This is a genomic window from Geobacter argillaceus (genome assembly GCF_007830735.1).
GTDB lineage: Bacteria > Desulfobacterota > Desulfuromonadia > Geobacterales > DSM-12255 > Geomobilibacter > Geomobilibacter argillaceus.
Map to the genome: position 1 here is coordinate 221246 of NZ_VLLN01000002.1, position 15132 is coordinate 236377.

General features: G+C 61.0%; 10 protein-coding genes and 1 pseudogene. 7 read left to right on the forward strand and 4 right to left on the reverse strand.

Annotation, left to right across the window (positions count from 1 at the left end; all coding sequences use genetic code 11):
- Complete coding sequence (locus tag JN12_RS02560; protein WP_145017779.1) at positions 1-795, reverse strand: IclR family transcriptional regulator; 795 nt, start codon at positions 793-795, stop codon at positions 1-3.
- 359 nt (positions 796-1154) lie between these two features.
- On the opposite strand from JN12_RS02560, the gene JN12_RS02565 reads away from it, so the two are divergent.
- The 3 genes from JN12_RS02565 (at position 1155) to JN12_RS02575 (ending at position 2620) form a co-directional block, all read left to right on the forward strand.
- A complete protein-coding gene (locus tag JN12_RS02565) occupies positions 1155-1382 on the forward strand; it encodes a ribbon-helix-helix protein, CopG family (protein WP_145017781.1) in 228 nt (75 codons plus the stop codon).
- On the forward strand, positions 1382-1711 hold the full coding sequence (locus tag JN12_RS02570) for a helix-turn-helix domain-containing protein (protein ID WP_145017784.1): 330 nt from the start codon (positions 1382-1384) through the stop codon (positions 1709-1711). The genes JN12_RS02565 and JN12_RS02570 overlap by 1 nt, the downstream gene beginning before the upstream one ends.
- Before the next feature lie 78 nt (positions 1712-1789).
- The gene (locus tag JN12_RS02575; protein ID WP_145017786.1) at positions 1790-2620 is read left to right on the forward strand and encodes a lipoate--protein ligase family protein; all 831 of its coding nucleotides are present in this window, start codon (positions 1790-1792) and stop codon (positions 2618-2620) included.
- A 53-nt stretch (positions 2621-2673) separates the two neighbouring features.
- Here the strand turns inward: JN12_RS02575 and JN12_RS02580 are convergent, their stop codons facing one another.
- Complete coding sequence (locus tag JN12_RS02580) at positions 2674-6273, reverse strand: DUF748 domain-containing protein (RefSeq protein WP_145017788.1); 3600 nt, start codon at positions 6271-6273, stop codon at positions 2674-2676.
- An 83-nt stretch (positions 6274-6356) separates the two neighbouring features.
- On the opposite strand from JN12_RS02580, the gene lipA reads away from it, so the two are divergent.
- The 4 genes and pseudogenes from lipA to JN12_RS20710 form a co-directional block, all read left to right on the forward strand.
- On the forward strand, positions 6357-7265 hold the full coding sequence (gene lipA, locus JN12_RS02585; RefSeq protein WP_281287706.1) for a lipoyl synthase: 909 nt from the start codon (positions 6357-6359) through the stop codon (positions 7263-7265).
- Between the two features lie 688 nt (positions 7266-7953).
- Positions 7954-9621 carry a multiheme c-type cytochrome gene (locus JN12_RS02590; protein WP_145017792.1) on the forward strand — a complete coding sequence of 556 codons (1668 nt, stop codon included), beginning with the start codon at positions 7954-7956 and terminating at the stop codon, positions 9619-9621.
- Positions 9622-9671: 50 nt separating this feature from the next.
- Positions 9672-10001: a hypothetical protein gene (locus JN12_RS20705; RefSeq protein WP_246125724.1), complete on the forward strand. Its 330-nt coding sequence runs from the start codon at positions 9672-9674 to the stop codon at positions 9999-10001.
- 50 nt (positions 10002-10051) lie between these two features.
- Positions 10052-10381: pseudogene (locus JN12_RS20710) on the forward strand (multicopper oxidase domain-containing protein); the annotation flags it as partial.
- A 117-nt stretch (positions 10382-10498) separates the two neighbouring features.
- On the opposite strand, the gene JN12_RS02600 reads toward JN12_RS20710, so the two are convergent.
- Together JN12_RS02600 and JN12_RS02605 are read right to left on the reverse strand one after the other, a co-directional pair.
- Positions 10499-11482 (reverse strand): hypothetical protein, encoded by a 984-nt coding sequence (locus JN12_RS02600; protein WP_145017794.1) that lies wholly within the window; start codon positions 11480-11482, stop codon positions 10499-10501.
- A 136-nt stretch (positions 11483-11618) separates the two neighbouring features.
- A complete protein-coding gene (locus JN12_RS02605) occupies positions 11619-15116 on the reverse strand; it encodes an alpha-amylase family glycosyl hydrolase (protein WP_145017796.1) in 3498 nt (1165 codons plus the stop codon).
- Positions 15117-15132: the final 16 nt, after the last annotated feature.

The window sequence follows — 15132 nt, forward strand, 5'->3', positions numbered from 1 at the left end:
TCAGATCCTGTCCAGCGCTTCCTGCACGTTGGTAACCAGATTCAACAACCGGGGGCCGATATCGTCCTCCAGCATATGCCGGCGTAACTGAAAGGCGGCGCCGGCGCAGTTGAAGACAAGAGTCCGCGAACCGTCCGCTGGAACCAGGGCGGTCGCCACCGCGTGTACGTCCTTTTTCCAGTCCCCCAGGGAAAAACAGAACCCCCGCTCTTCGTAGTCTTTCCGTGCCTGCAGGAACCCGGCCTCTATCTTCGGCCACTGCTCCCCACTTCGTACCCGGATCTGCTCAAGAAGCTCCACTCGCTCCGGCTCAGGCAGGGCACAGAGGAGTGCACGCCCCATGGAGGTGGTTGCAATGGGGATCTGCGAGCCCACATCGAGGGTAAGGGTGACCGTTGAACTGCTCCGGTATGCTTCGACGTACAGCATGTTCATGCGATCCTGCACACCGATCGACACCGAGGCCTGGGCATACTCGGCCAGTTCCCGCATGAACGGCCGCGCGACCTTGCGAACATCCATGTTGGCCAGCATGGTATATCCCAAGGCCAGCACGGAGGTCCCCAGATAGTATTTTCCGTATTTCTCCGAATAATTGAGATACCCCAGACCGGTCAGTGTGTAGGTCAGACGTGAGACGGTCGGCTTTGGCAGACCGGTGCGCTGGGAGATCTCCTGGTTCCCCAGAAACCGGTCGCCGGGCCTGAAGCAACGCAGGATCTCCAACCCCCGTGCCAAAGCCCGTACCGACTGGCGCTCGCTCTCCTCACCCGATTCGACACCATCCGTCGCCATGTTAACTCCTGTAATCATAGTAAGTTGCCGAACAAAGTTTGCACAAAGGGCGATGGAAGTCAAACGGAAAAACTCCCACGACATGTTTCGTGTCATGAAACAAGCGTATCACCTTTTCTGCAGGATCACAAACGTAGCGAACCCCATAACCTATGGCTCGCAGCCAAAATAACCCTATTATATCTTCAATAGGCAGTCATTTTTTTTGTTTACACTTTGCGCATTATACGCTAATGATAGTTCCAGCTACGAGAACTATGTTTCGCTAAGCGAAATCAAAAACAAGTTCCTGTTATTACGACGTACGCCCGGCCAACCGGGCAAGCTTGAACAGACACCACCGATGAGGAGTATAAGAAATGAAGAAAATCCCCAAATACAACGTGGTATCCCTGCGCATCAATGATGATGAAAAAAAGGCATTGCAACTGGTCAGCCGGGTCACCAGAAAAAGCGTGTCACAGGTCATGCGGGAGGCGATGCTCCAATACTCGCACCACGTCAGTATCAGCGGTCTCAAGAAGGAACCAAGATCGCGCTCGTCACGCAGAGCCAGGCCCCTGTCCGTGGGAGCAGGAGACGAGTAATGATCAAGGAAAAGCACATGCAGACGGTCCAAACGACTGAGAAGGCGCTCATGCTCATGGATATCCTCGCCGAAGGGAACAGCAGCATGAGCATCGGCGATCTGGCCTTCAGTCTGCGGTGTACCCGGAGCGAAGCACTGCTCCTCTTGATAGCACTGGAAAGCAGGGGACTGGTTTCCTGGGATGAACGGAAAAAGATCTACCGCCTCGGCGATGAATCAAGGCGCCTCGCCGTCAAGTTTCTGGACACTGCCGACAAACCCAACAAACGGGTACCCACTCCCCTCACCCTCAAAAAGGGGACACAACTCGCCACCGCCGTGCAGTGAGTTCCCCGACTCCGGCATGTACTCATCCCCCTGAGTGTGCTATTAAGGAAACTATCCTCACGCGCACAGGGGCACGTCATGCCCGACACACGAAAAAACGGTCCTCAACGGTGGCGCTGCATTGACACCGGTCCCGCTGACGGACCGACCAACATGGCCATTGACGAGGCACTTCTCTCCAGCTTCGACCCGAACGGGTCACGCCCCGTGCTCCGCCTGTACGGCTGGGCCCCGGCAACGCTGTCGCTGGGACGGTTCCAGAATGCGGAACAGGTCCTCGACCTGGATCGCTGTCATGCTGCCGGTGTCCCGGTTGTCCGCCGCATCACCGGCGGCGGTGTCATCTACCATGCCGCGGAACTGACCTACAGCCTGGTCTGCGCCCCCCACCACCTCCCACCAGCCGCTTCCATAAAGGAATCGTTCCGAATTCTGACCTCCTTCCTCCTCTCCCTGTACCGGCAGCTCGGCCTCGATGCCTCCTACGCGGTCGATCGCCTTCCACCCGGCACAGTTCTCGGTGAACGGACGCCGTTTTGTTTCGCCGGCAAAGAGAGCTACGACATCCTGATAGGCGACAGAAAGATCGGCGGCAACGCCCAGCGCCGGCTGAAAAACGCCATCTTTCAGCACGGCTCCATTCCGCTCAGGAACATGACCGACGTAGGGGTACGCTTTCTGCGGGAAGCCCCTGTCGGAGTGAAAGAGGGAACCACGAGCCTGTGGGAAGAGGGGATTCGGCTGGAAGAGGGGTCGTTGAAAGATATGCTGAAAGCAGCCTTTCGGGAGAACCAGGGGGGGACACTAGAAACCGGCACGATCAGTTCCCGGGAAGAGGATGTTGCCGGAGAGCTTCTCGTCAAGTACCGCGGGGCCGCCTGGAATCTTGGGGAAACGAGCGGGGGGTAATCCCGAACCAGCCCGTTATCCCGCAGAGAAGGTATCCCACGACGATCGCCTCCTTACTGGGCAACCGCGCCGAACTCGACCCGACTGCCTGACATCTCCTGCTGTTTCGGGGGGGCGAAGATATCGCCGCTCTTTTCGAAAATCCGCTCCTGCGGCAGTTTGACGTCGTTTACCAAAAAGGTGCGTACCGCCATTGCCCGTTCCCGTGCCAGTGCCCGCAGTTGTTGCTCTCCCACCACGGTGTTGGCCAGGATCAGCTTCTTCATCTCCGCATCGGGCAGGCTCTTCAGGGTGCCGATGATCGTGCGCGGCTTCGGAAACTTCTCCTTTTCGTACACACTCTTCAACAACACCGAGGACTCGGCCGGCAGGATCTCCGCACTATCCGTGGTCTGGCCGGCAACGTCCCGCTTCTCCTTTACCAATGCCAGCAACTTCTCGGTCTTCATCTTCTTCAGGAGCAGTTCGCTCCGGTACCCTTCCGCGTCACGCTCCCGGTCGACAAAGCCGGTCAATTCCAGCTTGATGGCCGGTCGGTCCAGCAACGCCTTGGCAAGATTGCGCAGTTTCCCCTCCTCGGCTGCGCTCAATCTGCTCGTTCCCGGGGCAAAGGCAACGCCGCTGAAGTCGTCGCCACCGCCGAACATGGACTGGAGAAGGGAGAAGGGGGACGTTGCCGCCTTGACCAGCAGGTTCTTCAGTATCTGCCAGACCACTCCCCAGATGCTGAAATCGGGATCATCGGTACGGCCGGCCACCGGCAGGTCGAGCCGGATCTCACCCTTCCGGTCTTTGAGCAGGGCCACGGCCAAACGGACCGGCAGCCTGGTTGCCTTGTCGCTCTCAACGGCATTGCCAAAGGTCAGCTGGTCCATGAACACCTTGTTTTCCGCCTTGAGACGCTTCTGCTCGATCAGGTACTTGAGGTCAAGCGTCAGCTTCCCCTTGTCCACGGTGTAGCCGAGATAGGTGCCCGAGTAAGGGGTCATGGGGGCCAGTTCGATATCGCTGAAACGGATCAGGATATCCAGGAACAGATCACCCTTGAGCGGATTGATCCGGCCGGTAATGCGCAGCGGCGACTGGTTCTCCAGATTGCCCCGCAGGTCCACGTCAGCAACCTTCCCCTCCTCAGAGGTCAACCCGCTCACCCTCCCCCCCAGATTGACCATGGTGGTGGAAAATTCCCGGCTCAGGTGGCGGTCGGTGAAATTGAGGACCCCGTCCTGAAGGGTGACGGTATCGATCCGGATACTCTTGTTAGGAGGAGCCGCCGCGGCAGAAGCCGGCGCCGCCGAAGGCGCGGCTACCGCTGGAGCCGCTACGGGCTTGGTGGCCACGGCTGCTGCTGGATCGGGCCGATAGAGATCCTGCAGGTTGACTACGCCCTGCCGGTTGATGATGACCCTGGCGTAGTAGTTGTTGAGCGAAACGCCGGCCAGCTGCAGGGAGAAGGGAGCAAGGGTGCCGCTCACCCCATCGAGTTGCAGGCTCTCCCACTTGAGCAGGTCCTCGTTCTCCTCGGCGTCGAGACTGTAGAAGTTGCGCACCCCCAGGCTCCCCTTGAAACTGCCGCCAATCCCGGCTGTACGGGCGGTCAGGTCGAGAGCCAGGGTCGCGTCCAGCGAGCCGTCGGCCAGCACCACGTTCACCCCGTCCGGCAGGTACGGATCGGCATCCAGCACCGGAATCCGCGCCAGCGCCACGTTTCCCTTGAAAAGGAACGGGACCGGACAGATGCGGCCGTCAACCTTGAGGGAACCCTTCTGGCCATAGCCGGCAGCAAAGCGAAACGGCATGGAAGTCATCCGGGGCCCGCGCAGGTCTGACAGGGAAAGGCTCGCCTTCTTCAGGGTAAAGGTCGGTGCGTCTTCACGGGTATGGTCGGTAAACGAGGCATTAAGGCCGCTCATCGTTACCTGCTTCACAGTAAAGCGCAGCGGCGTGCCCTTCTCATCACGCGTTTTCTGCTTCGCCGGCAGCGGCACCGATGCGGCCGGCTGCGTTTTGAGCAGGCGCGCTGGCGAAAAAACGCCGCTGGCGTCACGGGAAATAACGACCTCTCCCCCCTGCTGTGTCACCTTATCAACCGTGAGGGACTGCTCCTTCTGGCTGTAGGCCGCCCCGTTCACCGCCAGGAGCGGGATTCTGATCCCTTCCCGCGGGGCGAATGAAAGTGCCAGCTGCCGCAGCTGCAGGTCACCGCCAGCGATTCGCAGCCCCTCTTCTGCCGAGTAACTCAGCTCGCCGCTGGCATTGAGCCGCCCGGAAATCGGCGCGGTGAGATAGTTGGCAAGGTAGGGATAGGAAATCTCCACAACCCCGTTGGTGAGAACCGGACGGACGGTGAACGCCAGTGGAGTGACGCACAGGGTGCCGCTGGCGGCGAACTGTTCGTTGCGGGGGGTAGTGAACCCCAGGGAGAGGTTGGCGATTTTCCCCTGCTCGCTGGAAAAACCGGTCACCGTAATTGCCAGCTGCCTCGCCTCGGCCGTGAACCCACCGGGTGGGACGGCATCGCTGAAGCGCACCGTGCCGTTGGTCACCCGCGTCTCGCCAACGGCTATGAGCGGCTGTGCAGCCTTTCCTGCCGTCTGCCCCCGGGTCTTGCCGGCTTCAGTAGAGTGCTTGCCAGAGTTACCGCGGTCCGTCAATCGCTGGAAATTCCACCCTCCCTGCCGATTCCGGGCTACGGTAACCACAGGGGTATCCAGAGAAATGCTCGCGGCCCGGTATTCGCCACTGAGCAGCCCGATCCGGGCAATGGCCAGCTTCCCCTCTGACAGGGTAAACAGCGGCTCACCGCTACGTTCCCTCAAATCGATCCCGTTCAGGGTGACCGTTCCGGTTGCGGCGATATCGGGCTTTTCCCCTTTGGTCAGGCGGTGGTTGACAATAAGATCCGTGGAGAAACGGCCGGCCGTTACCCGCAGCGGCAACTCCTTGGGGAAATAGGCGGCGTAAAAGGGGATCTCCAATTCGCGGAGCTTTATGGCGACAGATGCCTCCATCCCCTTGGCAAACGGCTTCATCTTCCCCTCGAAAGCCAGGGGCGCGCCGTTGACCAGAGCGGTCAGTTTCGGCGCCACATACCGGTCGGCCAGGTAGGGGATGTTGCTGACAAAAGGGATCTGAATAAGGAGCTGCCGGACGGTATGCAGTTTCGGGGTCGACAGGGCATCGTCCCGGAAATCGATCGAGCCGTTGCTCAGGACGATATTGTTGAGGGAAAATCGGGCCGGTTCGCCCGGTTCCTTTTTCTTCTCTTCAGGCTTTTTCTCCAGCAGATCGCTGAAATTGAACCGATTCGGACCGGTCCTGACGATGCGCACGCGGGGTGCGGCCAGGCTGATGTCGTTGAGAACCGGCGCCAGTCGCCAGACTGAAGCGGGGCTCACCCGCACCCGGGCGCTGCTGAAGGAGACGAACGGGAGGCTGCTCCCCTTTTCGCTCAGCCTGACTCCCTCCAGCCCCGCACTCCAGGTAAGAGGGTTTATGGATATCCGGCCGACGGTGAGGGTGCGGCCGGTCGCACGGCTGACCTGCTGTTCCAGCTGGCTCCGGACGATGCCCGGGAGTATAAAGGCAATGAACCCAGCGCACAGCAGAGCTGCCACAAACACCCCGATCAACCATTTGCGCCAGCGTGCCATTGTGTTCTCCATGTGTGCTGTTCTGAACTGCTATCGTAAGACTATAACGCCGGGGAGCGTCGAGTCAAACGGATAGATTCCGGTTGCGCCTCGTCCCGGATCAGGGTAGAAAAGGGCAGAAGGGGGTATTAATGGAAATCCGGAGAAAACCGTCCTGGCTGCAGAAGAAGGTCTCCCCAGCCGCCAATGCCGACATGGAACGGCTCCTGGCAGGCCTTTCGCTGCACACGGTCTGCCAGGAGGCCTCCTGCCCGAACATCAGCGAATGCTTCCGGCAGCGGCAGGCCACCTTCCTGATCCTGGGGGCCATCTGCACCCGGCACTGCACCTTCTGCAACGTCGGAAAAGCGTCCCCCCTGCCGGCCGACCCCCAGGAGCCGGGGCGCGTCGCCGATGCGGTGCAGCGGCTGGCCCTGGCCCATGTGGTGGTCACCTCCCCCACCCGGGACGACCTTGCCGACGGCGGTGCCAACCACTACGCCGCAACGGTGGCGGCCATCCGGCGCTCGGCACCGGAGACCGCCATAGAACTCCTGATCCCCGACCTGCAAGGGGACCGGAAGGCGCTGGAAACGATCCAGCATGCCGGGCCGAACATCCTGGGGCACAACCTGGAGACGGTTCCCCGTCTCTACCATATCCGGGCCGGCGCCGATTACAACCGCTCACTGGAACTCCTCCGCATGGCACGGGAGATCGCCCCGGAGATCCCGACCAAGTCGGGGGTCATGCTCGGACTGGGAGAGACGGAAGAGGAGCTGCTTGCCGTCCTGACTGACTTGCGTGGCGTCGGCTGCGCCTACGTGAGCATCGGCCAGTACCTGGCACCCAGCCGCCGCCACCAGCCGGTGGTGGAGTTCGTCCCGCCGGAGCGTTTCGAGCAGTTGAAAGCGGCAGCCGAGGGGCTTGGCTTCGCCCATGTGGAGAGCGGCCCGTATGTCCGCAGCTCCTATCATGCGGACCGGTATCATGCTGCAGATGCCCGCACGTGAGCTGAGCAAAGGAAGTTGAAGCCATGCGTGTTCAGCAGCCGGAATGGATCGTTCAGGGCGCCTCGAAGGGAGATGGCATGACATGCCTCCATTCTGGCATTTCTTGCTGGTGGCTGATACCATCCTGAATCCATTAAGCCTCTACGACGTCTTAGCCCACCTCTCGGATTGCGACATATATCCACCGGAAGGTCGCAGTGTCGCCGTCCGGATATCGTTTCACACGCCCACCAATCAAGGTAACTCATCGCCGACGCAACCGTTTTCAGTAAGATATATCCACCTACTGTAAATTCTCCTTACACCCCTTTATTAGCCGCAAATAATCAATTTCTTTTCCGATCAACGGATAAAGCGACCTGATATCGCACGAATATTTCCCCCCAACACTGCCCGAACAACCAATGGCACCAAATTTGCCTGGAGCACCTTAGCGGCAGGGTAGCACAACCATCAACTCACAATGCAATCACGGGCGCATGGGGCGAGTCGTGAAAAGGAACTTGTTCCAGTGCCGTCGCGCTCGGATGGAAGAGGTTGCCCATGAATAATGTACTCCATAAGATCAACTGAGGGCCTGCATTGATGGCCCTTTTTTATTGCAATCACAAACTGTTTTACTCAACTTTCATTCCACCGCAGAACAGGAACACAATAAACAACTGCTAAGGGTACTAGGGGGAGCGTCATGAAAAAAATAATTTTCACTGTATCCATCCTTTCGCTTGTTTTCATCCTGAATGGCTGCGTCGGCAGCGATCCCGGGGGCTCGGCGCCCGTAGCGGGAAGGGTCTCAGGCGCCGCCACCGGCACGTATGCCCTCATCGCCTGGAACGACCTCGGCATGCACTGCATTGATCACGACTATTCGGTCTTTGCCATTCTTCCCCCCTACAACAACCTCCATGCCCAGCTGATAGACCGCCTCAGCGGCAAGCTGGTCACCTCGGGCGTGACCCTCACCTACGAGGCAACTCCCGACACGCGCGGCTCGCTCAACACCACGAGCCAGGGGAAAACGAATTTCTGGCAGTGGGTGTTCTCCCTCTTCGGGGTGACGCTCCCGACGGACAGGGGACTGGCGGGAAATCCCGTGCCGAGCCTCACCCCCGCGCCCATGGCCTACGACCCTGCCCTCGGCTTCTGGAAGGCAGAGGGGCTGCCGATCGTTCCCTATGACGACGCAGGGAACACCAACTACTACCCGATGGTGAAGGTCGTGGCAAAGGACGCCCGCGGGAAGGTTCTCGCCACCATCGTAACGGTCCTGCCGGTGAGCGACGAGTTGGCGTGCAGCCACTGCCACGCCTCGGGTACCGGCGACCCCGCGGCCCAGCCCTCCCCGGCCTGGGTCTACGACTCCAATCCCGAAAAGGACTGGAAGCGGAACATTCTCCGGCTCCACGACAATAGGAACGGAGCCAACCCGCTCTATGCCACGGCCCTCGCCTTCAACGGCTTTTCGTCGGCAGGTCTCCTGGCGACCTCAGACAGTGGCAGACCGATTCTCTGCGCCAGCTGCCACCCCTCCAACGCCCTGGGGACGAAGGGAGTAGCAGGGGTGAAGCAGCTCACCACCTCGATGCACTCGTGGCACGGGGTCCACGCCATGGATGACAACACCGGCATGCCCCTCGACCAGACCATGGACCGAACCGGCTGTTACTACTGCCACCCGGGATCGACTACCCAGTGTCTGCGGGGGGTGATGGGGATCGCCAAGAACCCGGACGGCTCGGCCGCCCTCCAGTGCCAGAGCTGCCACGGCCCCATGTCTGTCGTGGGGGCCTTGGGGAGGAAAGGCTGGATCGATGTGCCGAAGTGCCAGTACTGCCATTACCAGTCCGCTGACGGCACCTACGTGCGGGACAACAACGCCTTTGACGGTTCCGGCAATTTCCGCCAGGCAACAAGCATCTTCTCGACGGGCGCCGCGCTCTACAAGCTCGGCGCTACCCACGGAGCCATGCAGTGCGAAGCATGTCACGGCTCGACCCATGCCGAGTACGCAACTTCCGAGGCAAATGACAATGTCCAGAGCACACAGCTGCAGGGATACCCGGGGACGGTTGCGGAATGTACCGTCTGCCACCTGCGGGAACTGCCGCAGAGCGATGCGGGTGGTCCGCACGGTCTCCACACCCTCGGCCAGGGCTGGGTCTATACCCATACTCGTGCCGCCAAGGCCGACCCGCAGGCCTGCACCGTCTGCCACGGCAAGGACTACCGGGGAACCAGGCTCTCCCGGACCTTCACGACGCGAAGCTTCCACTCCACCGGACAGGACCTGAAGGTCTATGCTAAGGGGCAAACGGTGAGCTGTTATGATTGCCACACCAACCCGCCCGGCAGATAGTGGCCCGGATGGACGACGAAGGATTTCCCAAACTATCCGGAGGTACGCCAATGAAACGAGATAGGGTAACTCGCAGGGAATTTTTGGCCGGGGGCGCAGTCGCGGCCGCCAGCGCCTATGTCGGGCTTCATGCCGGCCTGGCCCGCGCCATGATGGGAAGCGGTGGCATGGGTGGTGGCACGACCATCATCGACCCGCCTCCGGGGTCGGCGCTCTACGACATCCCGGACGCGGTTAAGGACAGCATGGGAGCCTACAGGCTCACGGTCGGAGAGACGCGGCTGTCGCTGAACGGTACCCGTGTTACCCTCCTCACCTACGGGGGATTTCCACGGTCGATGCCTTGCCGGCTTCCATCAAGCCCGCGGCGACACGGTTGAATATGAACCTGGCCCTGCTGCCGCGGCGGCAGCTGACCCTCAGCATGATGATGGGGAGAGGGTACATCAACGGCATCTCGTTCACGGACATGGCCCACACCTACAAGGTCATGTCACACCTTGATTCATACGAGGTTTGGGAGATCGTCAACCAGAGCAACATGGACCATCCGTTCCACCAGCACGTCAATTCATGCCAGGTTCTCTCCATCTCGGGCGGCGACAGCGGCTACGCTTCGCTCTACACCTCCATTCCCGCCTGGAAAGACGTGGTCACGATCCCGAAGATGGGAAGCGCCACCATTCTTGTCCCGGTCATGGACTACGACGGCATGACCATGTTCCATTGCCACATTGTCGAGCATGAGGATATCGGGATGATGGGAGCATGGGACATTATGGGATGGGGATGTGAGAGGGCGAAGGATCTAAGTGAACAGCCCGGCCGACAGGACGTCGACCGGGCTGTTCACGCTATGCCGGGGAAAAGGCGCCGGTTACTTGACCGGCAGCTCCTGAATCGGCGCCGGCGGGGCGATCGCCTGCGGCTGCTCGGCAACGGGCGGTTCCGGAGCAGAAGCGGGTACCGCCACCGGGGCAGCGGGAGCCGGTGGCACCATGACCGGCGCCGGTGCCGATGGCACTGCAACTGGTTGGGCTGTTGCCGTCTTCTCTTTCTGCTCGGCCGACCGGCCACTCCCCATCAGCGACACCATGGCATCGAACAGGTCGCGGTAGAGGGTCGACACCGACGCCTTCGGCTGCAGCCGCGACTCCTCGCTCTTGGCCAGGGCGCGGCCGATGCCGGCCACGGTCTTGAACTTCACCTCGACCTCGTTGGCGGCATTGGCCTTGGCCTCGTCGAAGTCGGGATACTGGAGGGCCATGAACGCGGGGTAGCTGATAATCCGCTGACGGAAATTGGGATATTCCCAGAGCACGGTGCCGTCACGGTCGAGCACCTGGGCGGAGAAGGTCAGGAAGTTGTACTCCCCGGCCAGATAGGAGAGCAGGTTGCTGGAATAGAACTTGTCCTGGCGGGTCAGGCCGCTCGCGGTCACAATCATGACCGCGTCCGTCTTGTGCCGATCAACGAGCCCCTGCAGGGCCTCGGGCCGGAAAAAATACTTGTTGTAGATCACGCCGCCGTCGTCACGCCGCTCGCGCCGGGCGCCCAGGCCGGTAAACAGCTGGTCGGCGTCCTCGTCCAGCAGCCGGACGGAAAAATAGGAGCCCGTATCCTTGAGAAGCGCCACCAACTCCTTTTCGTTCTTCCGGTTCGCCTCTTTGAGCAGGGAGACGACGGCACCCTTTTCCGGATGGCGGATATCGGATTCCGCATCCACCAGGATTGGCACTACCCCCAGGACCCGGACCTTTTTCTCGTAACTCTCCCTCGGGATATTGTAATAGTTCTGGGCACACCCAAAGGCTGTCAACACCATGAAACCAATCAACACCATGTTCACTGCACGTCGCACGTCAAACTCTCCTTTGCCTGCTTTGGTCACGGATAGTCGGGTCGTCCCTGCCCTTATAACAGATGGCAGGGACGTTGACCAGAGCAATTCCGGGGCTCTTTGCAGATTTGCCACCAACTGCACCAACTCCCGAACCTCACCGATTCAGGGGATTACGTATGCCCATCCGCAGGAATCGATCCACGCGATAGCCGGCCGTCGCCGCTCGCCCAGCAAGGGTTGACGCGCTCTTTAGCAACGCCTTTCGCCGTGTGGCAGTAACGGCACCATTTTTCGCCGTGCCGGCCACCACGGTCAGGGCAGCGAGATACAACCAGCTCACCAGCAGATCCCAACGCTCCTTGACGAACCACTCATACCCGCCGCTCTCATGACGACCGATGAAGGTTGCCACATCGTTGTCGGAGAGCAGTTCGGCCAGTTGGGTTTCCACCAGTTCCGGTGCAGTCACCAGTGCCTCCTGCCAACGCAGAAGGGCTGCAAACAGGGCCACTATGGATGGCACCTCCAGCGTTGCCAGAGGATCGGCCTCCTCGCCGGCCTCGGCATGAAGCGCTTCTTCGAGCGGACGAAACAGGCCAAAACGGTGCGCCAGGTCAGCAGAGACGCCGACACTCCCCTTGTCTCCGTAAAGTTCGCCCGCACGGTGCAGGCAAAGCAGGGAAAAGGCAAGGATACGGGCAGTATACCCAGTCAGCGTCGCAACCGGCTCCATCTCCCCGCGTGCGACCGGTTCGGCAACCAGGCCTTCAAGGAAATCCAGCTCCTTGGCGATTGCTTTCTCGATCGACTGCGGATCCTCCGTCAGCCCGGCGGTTGCTGCCAAGGCAGCCAGGAACACGCCGAGGTCGGCACAAAACGCACGCTTCGCCTTGTCCAGGCTTGTTACCGGCACGTCACCGAAGGCCCCGGTAATAAGTCCGCTGTGCCGGTCGCAAAGCCCCCGCAGCCGGTCGATGAGGTCGGCGTAACGAACCTGTTTCACCTCCTCGTCCATGCTGGGAGCGGGCCGCCCATTGAGTTGGTGGCACAGCTTCCCCCAGGTACCGAACTCGTCGTCCCAGATCTCCCTGAAGTCCAGGAAGGCGTGGTATTCGTACGCCTCCATCTCCACGAACAGCCCCTGCTCGCACAGTTCGCGGCCATTGCGGATATACTCGAGGTCACTGGCATAATCGCGGAACAGGTAGTAGTGCCGGCCATCCCCCTTGAAAGAGAGCGCCTCGCCAAGGGTCGTCCGGCGCAGTTCCATATCGCCCGACCCGTTCTTTACCGCAAAGGAAGTGGAGCTCCTTATCCAGCCGGAGGTGGAAGCAAACCTGTTGTGGTAGACGATGATGGCCCGATGCTCACCGACCCGGTTCGAGTAGGCGAAGACATCTTCGTTGACGTGGGAGCCGCTCCAGAAGTCATAGAACACGAAGCTGTCGGCGCCGGAAAAGAGCCAGCGCCGCCGCATCAGCGGAAATATCCTCCGTTCGTGCTCCCGCACCAGGTGCTCGTCCACCGGCTCATCCCAATAAGCCTTCTTGTATTCCATGCCGTACTTCTCGTGGAACCCCTCCACCTGTCCATGGCCGATCATCGGCAGCCCCGGCATGGTCACCAGCAGGACGCAGGCACCGAAGTACTTGCTCTCCTTGCCGAACTGCTCGACCGCGGTCTTCTCGTCCGGATTGTTCATGAAATTGACGAACCGCTGCAGCACCTGGGGGTTGAACTCCAGCACGTTCTTCACGGTCTGGCGGTACTTGGCGTTCTCCTCCATTTTCAGCATGTTCATGAAGGCGCTGTTGTAGACCCGGTGCATCCCCAGGGTGCGAACGAAGTACCCCTCCATCAGCCAGAACGCCTCGGCCAGGAGCAGGGTATCGGACGCCTCGGACGCCACCCGGTCCACCACCTGGCGCCAGAACTCCTCGGGCATGGCCGCATCGAACTGCTCCCGGGTCAGGCCGTGCTCCCCCCTGGACGGCACCCCGCCGTGACCGGGCTGGGGGAACCAGAGGCGCTGGTAGTGCTTCTTGGCCAGGGTCATGGCCGCATCGAAACGGATAATGGGAAACATCCGGGCAACATGGAGGATGGTGCGGACCACCGCCTCCCGCACCTCGGGATTCAGGTAGTTGAGCTGGGCCGTATCGTTCCACGGCGTGCTGGTACCGTCGTTGCCGTGGTAGATGTAGCGGGTCCGGCCGTCGCGGTGGTCATAGTGCTTGAAGACCACGGCCGCATCCCGCCGTTCCCAGTAGCCATCCTCGATATGGAGGCTCACCTCGGGCGCGGAGGAGAGATCCGGGCCGTTGAACTGGTAGGCCGGGTACGGCGGATAGTCCAGTTGGACGAACCAGTCCGGGTGCTCCACGGTCCACTTGGAGTAAATGCCGGTGTGGTTGGGAACCATGTCGCTGGCCAGCCGGATGCCCCGTTTGAGCGCCCGTTCCCGCAGGTTCCAGAGGGCCTCTTCCCCCCCGAGATCGTGGGCGATGGTGTAGTCGAACAGGGAGTAGGCGGACGAGATCGCCTCCGGGTTGCCGCACATCTGCTTGATCCGCTGCGAGGCCGGCGAACGCTCCCAGAGGCCGATCAGCCAGAGGCCGGTGACCCCCCGGCGGGCCAGCCGGTCCAGTTCCGCGTCAGGAATCTGATCGAGCCGCGTGATCTCCCTGCCATACTGTTTCGACAGCTGCCCCAGCCAGACATAGACCATCTTGGCCAGGAGGACCACATTGGGCATCCAGTCCGTATCCGCCGAAAAGCGCTCGGGCTCGGGATAATAGTCGTTGATGCCGGCCCCACCGGCCCGGCCGAATTCAAGGACCGGCGCCCCTCCGGGCTCGCCGCGGGGGGCAAAGATGCGGCTTTCCTCGCGGACCACCGCAAAGGCCGACAGCATTTCAGTCAGCAGCTCATCCGGCAGGATTGCGCGCCAGTTTGTCCGAATGTACTCCAGTTGGTCATAGAGGGAAGCTGGTGCCGCCTTCAAGGGGAGGCGGAGCAATTCCGGCAGGGTCAGGTTGAACGGAGCCACCACGGGCGACCTGGCCAACTGCCGCTCCACACCGGATACGAGCTGGGGATAGCGGCTGCCGGCCGCCAGTTCAGTGTCGTCGAGGAGTTCGCGGAACGGATCGAGCGCCCGGTTCTCCGTTGCCAGCCTGAGCAGCAGCAGTTCAGCCGCAATCTCCTTCTTTCTGGCATGATCGGTGCTATCCTCCCCAAGCCAGGCTGCGGCATCGACACGGTCTCCGAACAGGAGGTCGGTACCGGGAAAGAGGGACGCGAACCGCTCCGCCACAGCAAAGAGGTCGGGCGAGTCGCAGGAAAAACCGGCAGCGGCCAGTACCTGTTCCAGTATCCCGGGGTGCTGTTCCCCGGCATAGCGGTCGATAACCGTCCGGAATATCCGCAGCTGCAGGGAGTAGAGACCGAGCATGCCGGCATGGACCGGCTGCCCGGCACGGCCCGGCTGGGGGGAGAGGCGGGCAGCCAGCTCCCGGTAGAACATGACCTGCGGCAACTTTCCGTCACGAATGGCGGTTGCTGCCGGCCCGAGAGAAAGGGTGTCCCAGAGGGACCGGCGGAGCTGTATGGAAAAGGGGAAATACCCCGGGGCAACTCTGTTGCGCTTCATGTCTGATCCTTCCGTG

Excerpts from the sequence above, each read along its gene's own strand:
- JN12_RS02560 (WP_145017779.1), bottom strand. The coding sequence starts at position 795 with ATGGCGACGGATGGTGTCGAATCGGGTGAGGAGAGCGAGCGCCAGTCG.
- JN12_RS02565 (WP_145017781.1), top strand. The coding sequence starts at position 1,155 with ATGAAGAAAATCCCCAAATACAACGTGGTATCCCTGCGCATCAATGAT.
- JN12_RS02570 (WP_145017784.1), top strand. The coding sequence starts at position 1,382 with ATGATCAAGGAAAAGCACATGCAGACGGTCCAAACGACTGAGAAGGCG.
- JN12_RS02575 (WP_145017786.1), top strand. The coding sequence starts at position 1,790 with ATGCCCGACACACGAAAAAACGGTCCTCAACGGTGGCGCTGCATTGAC.
- JN12_RS02580 (WP_145017788.1), bottom strand. The coding sequence starts at position 6,273 with ATGGCACGCTGGCGCAAATGGTTGATCGGGGTGTTTGTGGCAGCTCTG.
- JN12_RS02590 (WP_145017792.1), top strand. The coding sequence starts at position 7,954 with ATGAAAAAAATAATTTTCACTGTATCCATCCTTTCGCTTGTTTTCATC.
- JN12_RS20705 (WP_246125724.1), top strand. The coding sequence starts at position 9,672 with ATGAAACGAGATAGGGTAACTCGCAGGGAATTTTTGGCCGGGGGCGCA.
- JN12_RS02605 (WP_145017796.1), bottom strand. The coding sequence starts at position 15,116 with ATGAAGCGCAACAGAGTTGCCCCGGGGTATTTCCCCTTTTCCATACAG.